Genomic DNA, 16,154 nt, shown 5'->3' with positions numbered 1-16,154 from the left:
CCCATGGGACTCGGGCCGCGCGGCCGGCAGATGTGGGCCCGCTGCGCGCCTGATTATGAGCGCTTCTTTATTAAAGGTTGTTGCAGTATCCCGACGATATGGCCGCCCCCACCCTTGGTCAAGACCAATCCGGGATCACTTTCGGCCCGCTCCGGACGCCCGAACGGGCCGTCCCGCCCACGCCCTCAGCGGGGCCGCTGGGTACTGTCTCCGTCATGCTCGCGCTGCTGCACACCTCGCCCGTCCATGTCCCGGTCTTCGACGCACTACGGGACGCGGAGTCCCCCGGCCTGGCGCTGCGTCACCTCGTACACCCTCAACTCCTGGACCGGGCAAGGGCGCAGGGGCCGGAGGCCGTCTCGGCCGAGGTCTCCGCCGTACTCGCGGACGCGGCCGGCCACGGGGCGCGGGCTGTGCTCTGCACCTGCTCGACGATCGGTGCGGTGGCGGAGACGGCCGGCGCCGCGCTCGGCCTCCCCGCCCTGCGGGTGGACCGTCCGATGGCCGCGGCCGCGGTCGCCACCGGCCCGCGGATCGCCGTACTCGCCGCTCTGGAGAGCACCCTCGCCCCCACGGAAGCCCTGATCAACGAGGAGGCCCTACGGGCGGGCCGCGAGGTCGGGGTGCGTACCGTCCTGGTGCCCGGCGCCTGGGGGCGCTTCGAGAGCGGCGACACCGATGGTTATCTGTCGACGGTCGCCGCCGCGGCGCGGGAGGTCCGGGACGCAGATGTGATCGTCCTGGCGCAGGCCTCCATGGCACCGGCCGCCGAGAGGTTCGACGGCGGCATCCCGGTGCTGTCGAGCCCGCGGCTCGGTCTGCTGGCCGCCGCTCAGCGGGCCACGAGCGACTCCAGCTTCTCGGGGTTGCGGACGATGTAGACGGTCTTGATCTCGCCGTCCGCGACCCCGAGCTGGAGGACGGTGTCCGGCAGGCCGTCGAGGAGCGCCAACAGCGCGATCCCGCCGTTGAGTTCGAGGACGGAGAACTCCATGCCGGGCGGCAGGGACCTGGTGACGCCGAAGAGGAAGCGGGCGACCTTGTCCGGGGATTCGATGATCCGCAGCGGGGCCTTGGCCTTCCCTCCGCTGTCCCCGACCAGCCGGGCGTCGGCCGCCAGCAGGCTCAGCAGCCCGTTCAGATCGTCGCCGGCCGCCGCGGCCAGGAACCGCTCGGTCAGGTCCCGCTGCCGGTCCGGATCGACGTCGTAGCGCGGTTTGCCCTCCTCCACATGCCGCCGGGCCCGGCCCGCCAGTTGCCGGACCGCGGCCTCAGTGCGGTCAAGAGTGGTGGCGATCTCCGCGTACGGATAGCCGAAGGCCTCGCGCAGCACGAACACCGCGCGCTCCAGAGGGGAGAGCGACTCCAGGACGACGAGCACGGCGAGGGTGACCGATTCGGTGAACACCGCGCGTTCGGCGGTGTCCGGGGCGATGCCGCCGACGTCCGTCCGCAGCGGCTCCGGCAGCCAGGGCCCCACATAGGACTCGCGCCGTGACTGCACCTGGCGCAGCCGGTCGATGGCCAGCCGGGTGGTGATCCGCACGAGAAAGGCGCGCGGTTCCCGTACCGCCGCATGATCCGCGCCCGACCAGCGCAGCCAGGCGTCCTGCACCACGTCCTCGGCGTCGGCCACCCGGCCGAGCATCCGGTAGGCCACCCCGAAGAGTACGGAGCGGTGTTCTTCGAAAACGTCGGTGACCTCGGTCGCGGAATCCTTCAGCACCTCTCCATCCCACTCGGCCGCCCCCACGTTGTCCAGCGGAAACGGTGACGGGCGGGCGCGCGGGCGCGTGGTGTGCGGCACACTCGCCCTCGCCCCGGCCGCCCCATACCGCTCAGTAGCCCCAGCTGGCATCGTGTCAGCGCACGCGCGCACCACCGGAAGTCCCGCACCCCCAGAGGAGTTCACCCATGGCCGCCCCGGTCTCCTTCGCCCGTATCACCCCCGCGGACCGGCCGCCGTTCACGGTCGCCTACGACCGCAAGGGCGCGGGCGAACCCATCGTCCTGCTGCACGGCATCGGCCATCACCTCCAGGCCTGGCGCCCGGTGTGCGACATCCTCGCCGCCTCCCATGAGGTCATCGCGCTCGACCTGCCGGGGTTCGGCGCCTCGCCCGCGCTGCCCGGCGGCTCCTCGTACAACCTGTCGTCGGTCGTCCCGCTGCTCACCGCGGCGTTCACCGAACTGGGCGTCGAGCGCCCGCATGTGGTGGGCAACTCGCTGGGCGGGCTGCTCGCGCTGGAGCTGGGCCGCACAGCCGCCGTGCGGTCGGTCACCGCGCTCTCGCCCGCGGGCTTCTGGACCCCGGCCGAGCGGAGGTACGCCCTCGGTGTACTGCGCGGGATGTACGCCGGAGCCCGGGCGCTGCCCCAGCCGGTGGTGGAGTCGCTGGCCCGGAGCGCTCTCGGCCGCGCCTCGCTCACCGGCACCATCTACGCCCACCCCGGCCGCCGCTCGGCCGAGGCCGTCGTGGCGGAGACCCGGGCGCTGCGCGAGGCGCCCGGCTTCGCGCCGACGCTGGCGGCCGGCCGGGAGGTGCGGTTCACCTCCGATGTGCCCGGCGTCCCGGTGACGATCGCCTGGGGCAGCCGCGACCGGCTGCTCCTCCCCCGCCAGGGCGTACGCGCCAAGCACACCATCCCGGGCGCCCGCCTCGTACGGCTGCCGGGCTGCGGGCATGTGCCGATGAACGACGATCCGGCGCTGGTGGCGCGGGTCATCCTCGACACGGTGGGCTGAGCGCGCGGTGCCGTCGTCCCCGGGGGCCACCCGTTCCGGCGGCACGTATCGGGACCGTATGCACCACGTCAGCGTCCTGGCGATCGGGCGGTGGTCTTGCGACCATGGCCCGGGTCCACCGGTCGCGGGAGCCGGCCGGGCGAACGGTGCACCGTGACCGGCGAACGGGCCGGTGTTCACCGTCCGTTCGACTGCGGGGCACCGGACAGCGATACGAAAGGGTGGGCTGTGAGGTCGGTCGAGGCATGGAGGTTGGAGATGGCGCAGGGATCCGGCAGCGGCGTCGGACGGCGGTCGCTGCTGCGGGGCGCGGCGGCGGGTTCGGCGGCGCTGGCACTGCCCGCGCTCTCCTGTGCCGCGCCGGCCCAGGCCCGCAGCGGGCGGCCGGGCGCCGACTGGGGTGTGCAGGTCGGGGATGTCACCACCTCCTCGGGCCTGGTGTGGGTGCGGTCCGACCGGCCGGCCCGGATGGTGGTGCAGACCGCGGCCACCGAGTCGTTCCGGCACGCCCGGTCCTGGCACGGCCCGGTGCTCGGGCCGGAGACCGACTTCACCGGCGTGACCTCGCTGCACGGCCTGCCGTCCGGTGAGCAGGTCCACTACCGGGTGCTGCTCGCCGACCCCGATGACCCGCGGCGCACCGGCGAACCGGTCTCCGGCACCTTCCGCACCGCGCCCACCGGGCGGCGCGCGGACGTCCGCTTCCACTGGTCGGGGGATCTGGCCGGGCAGGGCTGGGGCATCAATCCGGACCGCGGCGGCTACCGCATCTACGAGGACATGCGGCGCCGGAACCCGGACTTCTTCCTGTGCAGCGGCGACAACATCTACGCCGACAACCCGATCCCCGAGCGGGTGACGCTGCCGGACGGCCGGATCTGGCGGAATGTGACGACCGAGGAGAAGTCCAAGGTCGCCGAGACGCTCGCGGAGTTCCGGGGCGCGTTCCGCTACAACCTGCTCGACGACAACTTGCGCCGCTTCAACGCGCAGGTGCCGACGATCACGCAGTGGGACGACCACGAGGTGCACAACAACTGGTACCCGGGGCAGCTGCTCGACGACGACCGGTACACGGAGAAGCGCACCGATGTGCTGTCGGCGCGGTCGCTGCGCGCCTTCAGCGAGTATTTCCCGATCCGAACGCTGCGGCCCGACCGGGGAGGCCGGGTCTATCGCGTGGTGTCGCACGGCCCGTTGCTCGATGTGTTCGTGCTGGACATGCGCCGTTACCGGAACGCCAATTCGCCGGGCCGGCAGACCGACGACCCGCAGGGCATCCTCGGCGCTGAGCAGCTGCGCTGGCTCAAGCGGGAGCTTTCCCGGTCCCGCGCGGTATGGAAGGTGATCGCCTCCGATATGCCGCTGGGGCTGGTCGTCCCGGACGGCAAGACGAACTTCGAGGCGGTGGCCCAGGGCGATCCGGGCGCGCCCCTGGGGCGTGAGCTCCAGCTGGCCGAACTGCTGCGGCACATCAAGCACGACCGGGTGACCGGCACCGTCTGGCTCACGACGGACGTCCACTACACCGCGGCGCAGCACTACGCGCCGGAGCGGGCCGCGTTCAAGGACTTCGAGCCGTTCTGGGAGTTCGTGTCGGGGCCGCTCAACGCGGGCGGCTTCCAGGCGCTGAAGCTGGACGGAACCTTTGGGCCCGAGCAACCGTTCATCAAGGCGCCGGACCGTGCCAACACCTCCCCCGCGGAGAGTCCGCAGTACTTCGGCGAGGTCGATATCGACGGGGGCAGCGGGGAGCTGACGGTGCGGTTGCGTCAGGAGGGTGGCCAGGTGTTGTTCAGCAAGGTGCTGCAACCAGGACGGGTAGGGCAGTAGGGGCCAATGCGTCGATTGCGTCTTTTACCCGTCGGACACAAGGTGTTGGCGATCAGGCAACACCTGTCCGTCAGGCTGGTGTGCATGACTGAAGCATCCTTTGCCCCTTCCGCCCGCCGCCCGCACCGGCGCCGGGACGCCCTCCAGCCCGCCGCTCTCGTCGCGGCCGCCACGGCAGGCTTCCGCTTCTGGTGGTCACGACGCCACGAAAACGCGCCGCCGCCGACCGATACCGGCGCCGCGGCGCCGTCCTCCACCGACCGGGCCCCGGGGTCCGGCGGCCAGGAGACGGTGCTGTGGCGGATGCGGACCACGGTCCGGGACGAGCCGGGCAGCCTGGCCGCGCTGTGCACGGCGCTGGGTGCCCGCCGGGTGGACATCCTCAGCCTCCAGACCCATCCGCTCTCCGATGGCACGGTCGACGAGTTCCTGCTGCGCGCGCCCGATGCGCTGACCTCTGACGAGCTCACCCGTACGGTCGCCGGCGCGGGCGGCACGCACAGCTGGCTGGAGCGCGCCGACGCACACGACCTCGTCGACGCGCCGACCCGGATGCTGGGCCTGGCGACCCGCACGGCCCTGGACTCCGCCGAACTCCCCCTGGCACTGCGGCAGTTGCTGGGTCGCTGCACCATCCATTCGGTGCCCGCGCGCTCCCTGCACGGGCGTCCGCTCGCCGAGCAGGTCCCCACGGAGGGCGTGCTGGAGGAGCACCGCATGAAGTTCCGCGACCCCTCCGGGGGCTCGCTCACCATCGAAAGGCCGCAATTGCCCTTCACCCCCACCGAGTTCGCCCGGGTCCGGGCACTGGTCGATCTGGATGCCCGGCTCGGCCAGCGGGTGCCGCCACGGCGTGATGTGCTCACGCTGCCGGAGGGCAACGAGATCACGGTCCGCCGCGCCGACACCTCCGACCTGGCCGCGGCCCGGGAGATGCACGACCGCTGCTCGCCGAAGACCCTGGGGCTGCGCTACCACGGTCCGGTCGGCGACGCGGACCGCTATCTGGGCCATCTGCTCAGCCCGCGGTTCGGCCGCACCCTGGCCGTGGAGACCGCCTCCGGCCGGCTCGTGGCGCTCGGCCATCTGCTGTGGGACGGCGACGAGACCGAGGTCGCGCTGCTGGTCGAGGACGCCTGGCAGCAGCGCGGTATCGGCGCCGAACTGCTGCGCCGACTGGTGGCGATGGCGGACGAGACCGGCTGCGAGAGCGTGTACGCGATCACCCAGGCCTCGAACACCGGCATGGTGGCCGCGATGCGCGGCCTCGGGCTGCCGCTCGACTACCAGATCGAGGAAGGCACCCTGGTGATCACCGCCCGCCCGACGGGTCTGCCCGCCAAACGGGAGCCGCGGGAGACCGTACGCATCCATGACGGCAGCGGGCGCCGCTGAGCCCCCGGGAGCTCCACCGGACACGGAACCCCGGCCGGCCGGGCGTACGGACGCCCGACCGGCCGCGGCACCCGGCAAGGGCACCGAAAAGCGACAGCAACGTACAGCTTTTTGATGGTGACGCGGCGGGGCGATCCGTACGAGGATGTCCGTATGCCCAACACCACTACTTCCGGGGGCGGCCCGCTGCCCCGCGAGGTCGCCGACGCCTATGTCGACGCCCTTGTCGACCTGGACCCGATCACCGGCACCTTCCTCGGCGTCGCCGAGAGCTCCGACAAGCTCCCCGACTTCTCCCCGACGGGCCAGGAAGCGGTGGCCCAGCTCGCCCGGACGACACTGGAGAAGCTCACCCAGGCCGAGGCCCGGCCGGGCGCGGACAGCGCCGCCGAGCAGGTCTGCGCCCGGCTGCTGCGCGAGCGGCTGACCGCCGAGCTGGCGGTCCACGAGGCGGGCGAGGGCCTGCGCACGGTCAGCAACCTCAGCTCGCCGCTGCACCACGTCCGTGAGGTCTTCACGGTCACCCCGTCCGAGACCGAGGAGGACTGGGCGGCGATCGGCCGACGGCTGCGGGCCGTACCCGCCGCGCTGGAGGGCTACCGCTCCGCGCTGGACGCCGGCCGCAAGCAGAACCTGCCCGCGGGACCGCTCCAAGTCCGCACGGTCATCGGCCAGTTGGACGAGTGGATCGGCACGGACCGCAGCTGGTTCGCCGAGTTCACCGACCCGGGCCCGGACGCGCTGCGCGCCGAGCTGACCGCGGCCGCCGAGGTGGCGACCGGCGCACTGGTGGAGCTGCGCGACTGGTTCCGCGACACCTACGCCCCGGCCATCGAGGGCGCTCCGGACGTGGTGGGGCGGGAGCGCTACGCCCGCCTCGCGCGCTACTTCAACGGCGCCGACCTCGACGCGGACGAGGCGTATGCGTACGGCTGGTCCGAGTTCCACCGGCTGCTGGCCGAGATGGAGACCGAGGCCGAGAAGGTGCTGCCCGGCGCGAAGACGCCATGGGAGGCGCTGGCCTGGTGCGATGAGCACGGCGAGGCGATCGAGGGCGTCGAGGAGACCCGCCAGTGGCTCCAGTCGCTCATGGACGAGGCGATCGACGCGCTCGACGGCACGCACTTCGAGCTGGCGGAGCGGGTGCGCCGGGTCGAGTCCCGGATCGCCCCGCCCGGTGGCGCCGCCGCCCCGTATTACACCCAGCCGTCGCTGGACTTCTCCCGCCCCGGCCGGACCTGGCTGCCGACGATGGGCGAGACCCGCTTCCCGGCGTACGACCTGGTCTCCACCTGGTACCACGAGGGGGTCCCCGGCCATCACCTCCAGCTGGCGCAGTGGGCCCATGTCGCCGACTCGCTCTCGCGGTACCAGACGACGGTGGGCATCGTCAGCGCCAACGCCGAGGGCTGGGCACTGTACGCCGAGCGGCTCATGGACGAACTGGGCTTCCTGACCAACGCCGAACGCCGCCTGGGCTACCTGGACGCGCAGATGATGCGGGCCGTGCGGGTCATCATCGACATCGGCATGCATCTGGAGCTGGAGATCCCCGCGGACTCGCCCTTCCACCCGGGTGAGCGCTGGACGCCGCAGCTGGCGCACGAATTCTTCGCCCGGCACAGCAGCCGCCCGGCCGACTTCGTCGAGAGCGAGATCATCCGCTACCAGGGCATGGCCGGCCAGGCGATCGGCTACAAGCTCGGCGAGCGGGTGTGGCTGCGGGGCCGGGAGGCGGCCCGCGCCCGGCACGGCGCGGACTTCGACCTCAAGGCCTGGCACATGGCGGCGCTGTCGCAGGGTTCGCTGGGCCTGGACGATCTGCTGAGCGAGCTGTCAGCGCTCTGACCAGGTCTTTTCCGGGGGCGGCGGCCGGCCATGGCCTGTGGTGGCCGGCCGCCGCCCCGTCCGTAGGACCGTCGGCAGCACAGCGGGGCGGAACCGGTGCGACGGCGGCGCTGTCCAGCGGTCAGCGCCGGAAGCCGCCCTCGGAGTTGATGACCTGACCGGTGATCCAGCCCGCCTCGTCGGTCGCCAGCCAGGCGATCAAACGGGCCGGGTCGTCGGGCGTGCCCCACTGCCCGCCGGGGAAGCATCCGGCGACCCGTTCACGCAGCTCGCCGACCGCGTAACCGGTGTCCACGGGGCCCGGGTTGACGGTGTTCACGGTGACTCCGAGACCGGCGAACGTGGTGGCCAGGCTGCGGGTCGCCGAGGCCAGCGCCCCCTTGGCCAGACCGTAGGCGATCTCTTCCGGCATCCCGTCACCGAGGTCCTGGCCGGAGGTCATCAGCACGATCCGCCCGCCCGGCGGTCCCGCGGGGCGCCGACGGGCGTAGGCCTGCGCGAGCAGGATCACCGAGCGGGTGTTGACCGCCCAGTGAGCGTCGAGCATCGCCGCGTCAAGGGCGTCGAGGGTGCCGTCGCTGCCGCTGAGGGCATGGTTGGCGACGAGGATGTCCAGTCGGCCGCCGAGCGCCTCGGCGGCGGTGTCGAGGAGGCGGGCGGGCGCCTCGGGGTGCGACAGATCGGCCGGCCCGTGGGCCACCACCGCGCCGGGGGCGGCGAGTTCGCGTACCCCGTCGGCGACCGCGGCCGGGCCGCCCGGGTCCGCTCCCCACGGCTGGTCGGCATCGTGCGGCACATGGTGATGCAGATAGACACCGGCCCCGTATGCGGCCAGCCGCCGGGCGACGGCATAGCCGATGCCACGGCGCCGGCTCGCTCCGGTGACCAGGGCGGTACGGCCGAGGAGCGGCAACGGGTCGCGGTGCGGTGCCTCGGTCCCCGTGGCGGGCCGGCGGCCTTCGGCGGAGCTGCTCTTGTCGTAGGTCATGACACCCCACCCTCGCCGCCGCCGGCCGGGGCGTCACCCGCTTTTCGGGGCCGGTGCCCACGGGCTGCGACGAGTGCGTGATCATGGCCGGTCAGGCGCGTCCGGCACCGGCCTGCAAAAGGGAGATCACCGGCAGCACCCTTGCTCTGCCGGTGATTCCACTGCTAGACAGCACGGATGACCGGTTATTCCCCGGACGCCACCGACTGGCGCATCCTCGACGTCCTCCAGCACAACGGCCGCGCGGGCTACGCCGAGCTGGCACGTGCCGTGAACATGTCCGCCAGCGCGGTCACCGAACGGGTCCGCCGGCTGGAAGAGGCCGGGGTGATCTCGGGCTATGCGGCGGTGATCGACCCGGAGCGCATCGGGCTGCCGGTGCTGGCCTTCGTGCGGCTGCGGTACACCGACGGCAACGACCAGCCGTTCCATGAGCTGCTGGAGTCGACGCCGGAGATCCTGGAGGCCCACCACGTCACGGGCGACGACTGCTATGTCATCAAGGTCGCCGCCCGGACCATGAAGCACCTGGAGGAGGTGTCCGGCCGGATCGGCGCGCTCGGCGCGGTGACCACCAGCGTCGTCTACTCCTCGCCGCTCCCCCGCCGCCCGGTCAGCCGGTGACCGGCGGCCCGTGACGGGCTCGCCCCTGACCGGCGGACCAGGACCGGCAGCCGGTGACGGCCCCCACCCGTGACGGCCCCCGGACTCTGCTCTCAGCTCCGTACGCGGTGCCGGACCGTCGAGCCCGACCGGTCCTTGACGACCTCCAGCTGGGCGGGGATCCGCGCCTTGAGGTCGGCGACATGGCTGACGATGCCGACGCTGCGGTCCCGTTCGCGCAGTGAGTCCAGCACGTCCAGCACCTCGTCCAGGGTCTGTTCGTCCAGGCTGCCGAAGCCCTCGTCGATGAAGAGGGTGTCCAGTCGCGTGCCGCCCGCCTCGTCGGTGACGACATCGGCGAGGCCGAGCGCCAGCGCGAGCGAAGCGAAGAAGGTCTCGCCGCCGGAGAGGCTGGAGGTGTCCCGCTCGTGACCGGTCCAGGCGTCGATGACATGCAGCCCCAGGCCGGAACGCCGGGCGCCGCCGGCCCGTTCGTCGGAGTGGACGAGGGTGTAGCGGCCGGCGGACATCCGGTGCAGCCGGGCGCTGGCGGCCGCCGCGACCTGTTCGAGCCGGGCGGCGAGCACATACGACTCCAGGCGCATCCGCCGCTCGTTCTCGCTGGACGTGCCCGAGGCGAGTGCGGCGAGGCGGGCGATGCGGTCATAGGCGGCGCGCAGCGGGGCCAGCGTGCGGGCGTCGGCCTCGGCGCGGGCGGAGAGCCGGTCGAGCTCGGTGCAGCGTTCCCGGGCCGCGGCATGAGTGGCCGAGGCGGTGCGCAGCCGGGCCGCCGCGGACTGGTGCGCGGACTGTGCGGCGGCCGGGTCGGCGGGCGGCAGCGCCGCCGCGGCCGCGGTTTCCGGATCGGCCAACTCGGCTTCCACGGCGGCGGATTCAGCCTGCCACTCATCGAGCCGTCGCTGGAGCGCCCGCCAGGCGTCGTCCTGGAGCAGGGCCTCCGCGGCGGCCTGCGGGGTGTCGAATCCGGCGCGGTAGGCGGCGTCGGACAGCCCGGCGTCGGCCTCCTTGAGCCGCTGGGCACAGGAGCCGGCCGTACGGGACGCCTCCGCCGCCGCGGCGAGCAGAGCCACCTGCCGCTCCAGCCGGGCGGCCCGGTCGGCGACGCTCGGGCTGTCGCCGCGCGCCCGGGTCAGCTCCTCTTCCAGGGCGGCCCGTTCGCGGTCCAGCGCCTCCCGGTGGGAGGTGCGGGCAGCGGCCCGGCGCTCGGCCTGCTGTTGTTCGGCGCGGCGCCGTTCGTGTTCGCGCTCGGCGCGCCCGAGGGCCTCGCGGGCGGCATGGAGGTCGGCGCCCTGCGCATGGGCATCGGCGTATGCGGCGCGCAACTCCGCCACCTCTGCGGCGAGTTCGTCCGCCGGAGTGTCCCCGGCCGTGGCGGCCGCGGCAGCCAGCGCCTCCTTGGCCGACTGGCAGCGGGCCTCAGCCTGCCCCCGGGCCTCCTCGGTCTGACGGTGCGCGGCCAGCGCGGCTTCCTCGGCCGCCCGGTCGACATGACCCGCCCCGGCCCGGGCCGGCCGGGGGTGCTCGGTCGCGCCGCACACCGCGCAGGCCTCGCCGTCACGCAGTCCGTCCGCAAGCTCGGCGGCGATGCCGCGCAGCCTCCGGTCCTTGAGGTCGAGCCAGTGCTCGTGGGCCGCCGCGGACCGCTCTCTGGCGGCGAGCAACTCCGCTTCCGCCGACCGCACATCTCCGCTGAGCCGATCGCGGCGACGGGCGGCTTCCCAGCGTGCGGCGGCCGGTTCGATCCGGGCGCCGAGCTGTTCGGCCCGGGTGGCGGCCTCCTGCGCCGTCTCGATGCGCTGCTGGTGGGCGCGCTGGGCATCGTCCCATGCGGCGAGCCACTCGGCGGCGTCCAGCAGCGTCTGCTCGTCGGCGCGCGCCTCGCGGTCGAGGACGGTGCGCTCCCGGCCGATGTCGGCGGCCCGCAGTTCGGCCCGCCGGGCAGCGCCGAGCGACCCCAGATCCTCCCGCAACTCCCTTTCCAGCGCGGCGAGTTGATCGCTCTCCGCGTCGGCGAGATCTGGCGGCAGCGGGCTTCGGTGCTGTCGCTCGGCGCGCTGTGCGGCGTCCAGCTCACGCCAGGCGGCGTCGCGCAGTGCGAGCGCGGGCGCGACCTCCGCGGCCGCACGGGCCCGCTCCAGCCTCTCGCGAGTCTGCGTACGTTCCTCGGCGTGGGCCTCCAGCCGGGCGGCCCGGCGCCGGGCGTCCGCGTACCGCTGCTGGAGCCGGTCGCGTTCACGGGCCTCCTCCCAGCGCCCGGCCGCCGTCCGCTCGGCGGTCTCGGCGGCGTGCAGCGCGGAGTCCGCGACCGTCAGCCGCTCCCGTGCGCTCACCCGGGCGACCGCCGCCCTGACCAGCACCGCATCCGCGAAGCCCGGCTCGCCGGGGCCCGGTGGTGTGGCCGGGCCCGCGGCCGGATCTTCCGCGGCGCCACTACGGGCCGATGCGGCCGGTGCGCCGGGCTCCACGGCCCCGGCCTGCCCCGGTACGGTCGCCCGCTTCGTGGCCGCCGCGGTCGCCGTCGCCCGCCCGCGCCCGCCGCCAGCCGTCGCGCCACGTCCGCGCGCCGCTGCGCCCTGCGGCGCCGCCCCGGCCCGCTCCGGCGCCGGGACCGACGGATCGGTGAGGTCGGCGCTCTCCCCGGCCGCCTGCGCCATCCGGTGCGCCAGCGCCAGCAGCCGTTCGTCGCCGGCCGTGACGGTGTCCGCGGCGGCCTTGCGGCGCGCGGTCAACTGCTCTTCGAGCGCGGCGAACCGCCGGGTGTCGAAGAGCCGCCCCAGCAGCCGGGCGCGCGCCTCGGCATCGGCCCGCAGAAAGCGCGCGAAATCGCCCTGCGGCAGCAGCACCACCTGGCAGAACTGCTCCTTGCTCATCCCGAGCAGCTGGCCGATCTCCTCACCGATCTCCTGATGCGAGCGGCTCAGCGCCTTCCAGTGACCGCCGCCCTCCGGCCCGTCGCCGCCTCCGGACCCGCCCTCACCCTCCGGCCCGGCTCCGACCCCGGGCCCGTCACCGTCCACCGGCCCCCCGGCCCCGGCCGGCACGAACTCCCGCAGCCTGCTCTGCGCCTTCTCCTTCGTCGTGCCACTGCCCCGCTTCTTGGGACGTGGCTGCTCCGGCAGCCGGGTGATCTCCAACCGCCGTTCGCCCACGGTCAGTTCGAGGACGACCTCGGTGAGGGTCAGCGGGTCCGCCAGATCACTGCGCAGCGCCTGGCCGCTCTGCCGCGCCCCGGGGACCGACCCGTACAGCGCGAAGCACACCGCGTCCAGGACCGAGGTCTTGCCCGCGCCCGTCGGGCCGTGCAGCAGAAAGAGGCCATCCCTCGTCAGCCGGTCGAAGTCGATGGTCTGGGTGCCGCCGAACGGCCCGAAGGCGGTGAGAGAGAGCCGGTGCAGCCTCAACGCGCCACCTCGGCCGCCATGTCGTCGACCCGTACTTCGTCGATCGCCGAACGCAGCTCGGCCCGCTCCTGCTCATCGGCCGCGCGGCCGGACCGTACATGTTCCACGAAGTCCTCGGCGATCTCCTGGTCGCTGCGCCCGCGCAGCCGCTGCGCGTACGACGCCAGCGAGCGGGTGGGCCCGTCATCAGGGTCGAAGACCAGGCTGACGAGGTGCGGGAAGCGCTTGACCAGCCGGGCCATGGGCTCATGGGGGCGGGCGGTGTCGGTGAGGGTCGCCTCGACCCAGGAGTCCTCGTGCCGGGCCGGTCCGGGATCTTCCAGCAGCTGCTCCAGCCGCCCGCGGATACGGGCCAGCGGCCGCGGCACCGGGCAGTCCACCCGCTCCGCGTGCACGGTGCCGTCCGCGCCGAGATCGACGATCCATGACGACTTACGGTGCTCGGCCTCGGAGAAGGAGTAGGCGAGCGGAGAGCCGGAGTAGCGGACCCGCTCGGTGAGGGTCTGACAGCCGTGCAGATGCCCGAGGGCGACATAGTCCACCCCGTCGAAGACGCCCACGGGAACCGAGGCGACCCCGCCGACGGTGATATCGCGCTCGCTGTCACTGACCGCGCCGCCGGTGACGAAGGCATGCGCCAGCACCACGGAACGCGTCCCCGCGGGCCGCCCGGCGAGATCGGCCCGCACCCGCTCCATGGCCGCGCCGAGCACCTCCGCATGGTCGGCACGCCGCGCCCCGAGGGTTTCACGGACCATGGCGGGTTCGAGATACGGCAGCCCGTAGAGCGCCACCGGCCCATGGGCATCGGCGAGCACGACAGGCGTGCCGCAGTCGGCCGGGTCGGTCCGCAGGTGCATTCCGGCCCGCTCCATCAGCCCGGAGCCGACCCCCAGCCGGCGGGCCGAGTCATGGTTGCCGGAGATCATCACCGTCGGGACGCCGAGCCCCGCGAGCCGGTGCAGGGCGTCGTCGAACAGCTCGACGGCGGCGAGCGGCGGCACGGCACGGTCGTAGACATCGCCCGCCACCAGCACCGCGTCGATCTCCCGGGCCCGCACCGTCTCCACGAGATGATCGAGAAACGCACGCTGCGCGGAGAGCAGATTCACCCGGTGAAAGGACCGCCCGAGATGCCAGTCGGAGGTGTGCAGAAATCTCACGCAGCCACTCCGACCTGCATTTTTCCCCTCCGAGAGCCCACGAACCAGCACCCGACCACCACGGCCCGGCAACCGGCCCCACCACGGCGACCACTGTCCGCACCCCATTCCTTGCGGGCCTCATTCTTGCATCCGTGGCCGGTCCTGACGTCGCCGTCATGCAACACGCCATGTTCGGGCAGCGGTTGTGGGACTTCTCGCTCCCTGCCGGAATCATCGGTCTGTCGCTGGTCGGTATCACCCTCGCGGCAGTGCCGGCCGCGATATGGCCGGCCCGCCGGGCGGCCCGTACGAGGATGCTGTCGGCGATTGCCGGCGGGTAGCCACGGGCGGGAGGGGTGCGCCGCCCCGGCGGAGCAGGCGTCAGCTCTGGGCGGCGCACCCGACCACCGTGCGCACCAAGCCCGCCGGATCAGGCCTCCCCATAAGCCTCGCCCCCCAGTTCCAGCCGTGCCGTGCCGGCCGTGGTGTCCGCGAGCCAGGCGCGGAAGGTGTCCAGGTCGGCCTCCGGCAGGCCGATTTCGATGCGGACCTCCGCGCCGTAGGTCACCTCTCGCACCGTGCGGCCGGTGGTGCGCAGGTCGTTCTCCAGCCGGCCGGCCCGCTGGTGGTCGACGGTGACGGTGACCAGCCGGAAGCGCTGGCGGGTGACCGTGCCCAGGGTGTCGAGCGCCTCGCCGACGACGCCCCCGTACGCGCGGATGAGGCCGCCGGCGCCGAGCTTGACGCCGCCGAAGTAGCGGGTGACGACGGCGACGGCAAAGCGGACCTCGCGGCGCAGCAGCATCTGGAGCATCGGCACGCCCGCGGTGCCGCCGGGCTCGCCGTCGTCGCTCGCCTTCTGGATACCGCCGTCGGCGCCCAGGACGTAGGCGAAGCAGTGGTGGCGGGCGGTGGGGTGCTCCTTGCGGATGCGCGCGATGAAGTCCTGGGCCTCGGTCTCGGTCGCGACGGGCGCGAGCGCGCAGAGGAAGCGGGACTTGTTGATCTCGATCTCGTGGACACCCTCGCGCGCGAGCGTGCGGTACTGCTCCTGCATCGGACCAGCCTATGCGGCCCCGGTGACAGCCGGACAGCGGCCGGTACCGGTGGCCCGCGCCGCGCGGGGGTGTCCGCCGTAAGGGCGCGGGGGTCCGCCGTACGGGCGCAGTGCGCACGGCCACGCGGCGTACCCGCCCCGTCCGCCCGGTGCGTCGGGGAGACGTCCGCGCTGCCCGTGGGCACTGTGAGGGCGGTGCGAGAGCCTCGTGTTTCCGGGGCCCCGCTCGTACAGGTAGGAACGGCGGGTTTGCGGAGGGCTGCATGGAAGAGAGCACACAGTCGGCGATGACGGCGGGCGTTCCGGTGACGGGCGAGGAGATGCCCGAGCCCCCGCCGGAGGTCATCGAGGCGGCACGCACGGCGCCCGACCACTGGCTGGCCATGGTGGATCTGACCTGGCAGGGAGAGGGTCCGCCACCGCTCTGGGCGCTGATCGGCCAGTGGCGGTCGGGTCCGACGGGCGAGATCGAGGAGTGGCGGGACAATCCGGAGTACCGGCCGTCGCCCCAGATGCTGGACTGGTCCGAGCCGACGGACGCGGTCGATGGCGCACTTCAGCTCGCCGCGACCGGCTACGGGCCGGGGCAGGACGTCTCGGAGGCGCTGGCGCGCGCGGAGGTCTCCGTCCTGGTGACCGCGACCGGTTCGCCACTGGCCGCCGCCTCACCCGAGGGCACCCCGGTGATCCCGGTCTACACCTCGCAGAGCTACCTCGAGTCGGTGGGCCGGCTGCTGTACGACCGCCGGCCGGTGGCCGACCTGGTCGAGCAGCTGCCGCCGGGGCATGCCCTGTACCTCAACCCGACCGGGCCGGTGAGCATGCTGGTGGACACCGAGGAGCTGCGTGCGGCGCTGGCCGGGGTGTCCGGGACGGAGGCGCGGGAGCCGGCCGCTCCCGTGGCGCCGCGTCCGGGGACCGGGGCCGGCGGTGCCGAGCCCGTCGGCAGTGGCCGGGGGATCGGCAAACCGGCCCGGGCCGCGAAGGGCAGCACCGTGGTGGGGGCCGGGATGGCCGGCAGCGGCATGGCCCGCGGCGCGAACTGAACCACCGCGCAGAAGACCCGCCCCGCCCGTCTTCCCCTTCGGGCGGGGCGTCTGCCATACAGCGTTCACCGG

At 73.5% G+C, this 16,154-nt stretch carries 13 protein-coding genes; 8 read left to right on the top strand and 5 right to left on the bottom strand.

What is annotated here, in order from left to right; genetic code table 11:
* Nucleotides 1-215: 215 nt before the first annotated feature.
* Nucleotides 216-881, top strand: coding sequence for an aspartate/glutamate racemase family protein (locus CP981_RS35095; RefSeq protein ID WP_085922173.1), 666 nt, complete (start codon nucleotides 216-218; stop codon nucleotides 879-881).
* On the opposite strand, the gene CP981_RS35090 is transcribed toward CP981_RS35095, so the two are convergent.
* Nucleotides 833-1,726 (bottom strand): RNA polymerase sigma-70 factor, encoded by an 894-nt coding sequence (locus CP981_RS35090; RefSeq protein WP_085922427.1) that lies wholly within the window; start codon nucleotides 1,724-1,726, stop codon nucleotides 833-835. The genes CP981_RS35095 and CP981_RS35090 overlap by 49 nt on opposite strands.
* 188 nt (nucleotides 1,727-1,914) lie before the next feature.
* On the opposite strand from CP981_RS35090, the gene CP981_RS35085 reads away from it, so the two are divergent.
* The 4 genes from CP981_RS35085 to CP981_RS35070 all read left to right on the top strand — a co-directional run bounded on the left by CP981_RS35085 (nucleotide 1,915) and on the right by CP981_RS35070 (nucleotide 7,821).
* The gene (locus CP981_RS35085; protein WP_085922174.1) at nucleotides 1,915-2,745 is read left to right on the top strand and encodes an alpha/beta fold hydrolase; all 831 of its coding nucleotides are present in this window, start codon (nucleotides 1,915-1,917) and stop codon (nucleotides 2,743-2,745) included.
* A 258-nt stretch (nucleotides 2,746-3,003) separates the two neighbouring features.
* Nucleotides 3,004-4,578 carry an alkaline phosphatase D family protein gene (locus tag CP981_RS35080; RefSeq protein ID WP_085922175.1) on the top strand — a complete coding sequence of 525 codons (1,575 nt, stop codon included), beginning with the start codon at nucleotides 3,004-3,006 and terminating at the stop codon, nucleotides 4,576-4,578.
* Nucleotides 4,579-4,662: 84 nt separating this feature from the next.
* Nucleotides 4,663-5,973: a GNAT family N-acetyltransferase gene (locus CP981_RS35075; RefSeq protein WP_085922428.1), complete on the top strand. Its 1,311-nt coding sequence runs from the start codon at nucleotides 4,663-4,665 to the stop codon at nucleotides 5,971-5,973.
* A gap of 153 nt (nucleotides 5,974-6,126) precedes the next feature.
* Nucleotides 6,127-7,821 carry a DUF885 domain-containing protein gene (locus tag CP981_RS35070; RefSeq protein WP_085922176.1) on the top strand — a complete coding sequence of 565 codons (1,695 nt, stop codon included), beginning with the start codon at nucleotides 6,127-6,129 and terminating at the stop codon, nucleotides 7,819-7,821.
* Between the two features lie 121 nt (nucleotides 7,822-7,942).
* On the opposite strand, the gene CP981_RS35065 is transcribed toward CP981_RS35070, so the two are convergent.
* Nucleotides 7,943-8,809, bottom strand: a complete 867-nt coding sequence (locus CP981_RS35065; RefSeq protein WP_244329936.1) for an SDR family oxidoreductase — start codon at nucleotides 8,807-8,809, stop codon at nucleotides 7,943-7,945.
* A gap of 177 nt (nucleotides 8,810-8,986) precedes the next feature.
* Here CP981_RS35065 and CP981_RS35060 point away from each other — a divergent pair, with 177 nt between their 5' ends.
* Nucleotides 8,987-9,433, top strand: a complete 447-nt coding sequence (locus tag CP981_RS35060; protein ID WP_085922177.1) for an Lrp/AsnC family transcriptional regulator — start codon at nucleotides 8,987-8,989, stop codon at nucleotides 9,431-9,433.
* Between the two features lie 92 nt (nucleotides 9,434-9,525).
* On the opposite strand, the gene CP981_RS35055 is transcribed toward CP981_RS35060, so the two are convergent.
* Together CP981_RS35055 and CP981_RS35050 are read right to left on the bottom strand one after the other, a co-directional pair.
* Complete coding sequence (locus CP981_RS35055) at nucleotides 9,526-12,834, bottom strand: AAA family ATPase (RefSeq protein ID WP_085922178.1); 3,309 nt, start codon at nucleotides 12,832-12,834, stop codon at nucleotides 9,526-9,528.
* Nucleotides 12,831-13,997 (bottom strand): exonuclease SbcCD subunit D, encoded by a 1,167-nt coding sequence (locus CP981_RS35050; RefSeq protein WP_085922179.1) that lies wholly within the window; start codon nucleotides 13,995-13,997, stop codon nucleotides 12,831-12,833. The genes CP981_RS35055 and CP981_RS35050 overlap by 4 nt, the downstream gene beginning before the upstream one ends.
* Before the next feature lie 134 nt (nucleotides 13,998-14,131).
* Between CP981_RS35050 and CP981_RS35045 the strand changes: the two genes are divergently transcribed.
* Nucleotides 14,132-14,320 (top strand): hypothetical protein, encoded by a 189-nt coding sequence (locus CP981_RS35045; RefSeq protein WP_143658794.1) that lies wholly within the window; start codon nucleotides 14,132-14,134, stop codon nucleotides 14,318-14,320.
* Nucleotides 14,321-14,409: 89 nt separating this feature from the next.
* On the opposite strand, the gene CP981_RS35040 is transcribed toward CP981_RS35045, so the two are convergent.
* Complete coding sequence (locus CP981_RS35040) at nucleotides 14,410-15,036, bottom strand: YigZ family protein (RefSeq protein ID WP_085922180.1); 627 nt, start codon at nucleotides 15,034-15,036, stop codon at nucleotides 14,410-14,412.
* A gap of 263 nt (nucleotides 15,037-15,299) precedes the next feature.
* Here CP981_RS35040 and CP981_RS35035 point away from each other — a divergent pair, with 263 nt between their 5' ends.
* A complete protein-coding gene (locus CP981_RS35035; protein WP_085922181.1) occupies nucleotides 15,300-16,082 on the top strand; it encodes a type VII secretion system-associated protein in 783 nt (260 codons plus the stop codon).
* The last annotated feature ends 72 nt before the right edge of the window (nucleotides 16,083-16,154 follow it).

The sequence above is a fragment of the Streptomyces platensis genome (genome assembly GCF_008704855.1).
Lineage (GTDB): Bacteria > Actinomycetota > Actinomycetes > Streptomycetales > Streptomycetaceae > Streptomyces > Streptomyces platensis.
Note: the sequence above shows the minus strand (reverse complement) of the source record. Positions and strands in the feature narration are given on the sequence as shown.

Coding starts and splice junctions, on each gene's coding strand:
- CP981_RS35095 (WP_085922173.1), top strand. CDS start 216: ATGCTCGCGCTGCTGCACACCTCGCCCGTCCATGTCCCGGTCTTCGAC.
- CP981_RS35085 (WP_085922174.1), top strand. CDS start 1,915: ATGGCCGCCCCGGTCTCCTTCGCCCGTATCACCCCCGCGGACCGGCCG.
- CP981_RS35080 (WP_085922175.1), top strand. CDS start 3,004: ATGGCGCAGGGATCCGGCAGCGGCGTCGGACGGCGGTCGCTGCTGCGG.
- CP981_RS35075 (WP_085922428.1), top strand. CDS start 4,663: ATGACTGAAGCATCCTTTGCCCCTTCCGCCCGCCGCCCGCACCGGCGC.
- CP981_RS35070 (WP_085922176.1), top strand. CDS start 6,127: ATGCCCAACACCACTACTTCCGGGGGCGGCCCGCTGCCCCGCGAGGTC.
- CP981_RS35065 (WP_244329936.1), bottom strand. CDS start 8,809: ATGACCTACGACAAGAGCAGCTCCGCCGAAGGCCGCCGGCCCGCCACG.
- CP981_RS35060 (WP_085922177.1), top strand. CDS start 8,987: ATGACCGGTTATTCCCCGGACGCCACCGACTGGCGCATCCTCGACGTC.
- CP981_RS35040 (WP_085922180.1), bottom strand. CDS start 15,036: ATGCAGGAGCAGTACCGCACGCTCGCGCGCGAGGGTGTCCACGAGATC.
- CP981_RS35035 (WP_085922181.1), top strand. CDS start 15,300: ATGGAAGAGAGCACACAGTCGGCGATGACGGCGGGCGTTCCGGTGACG.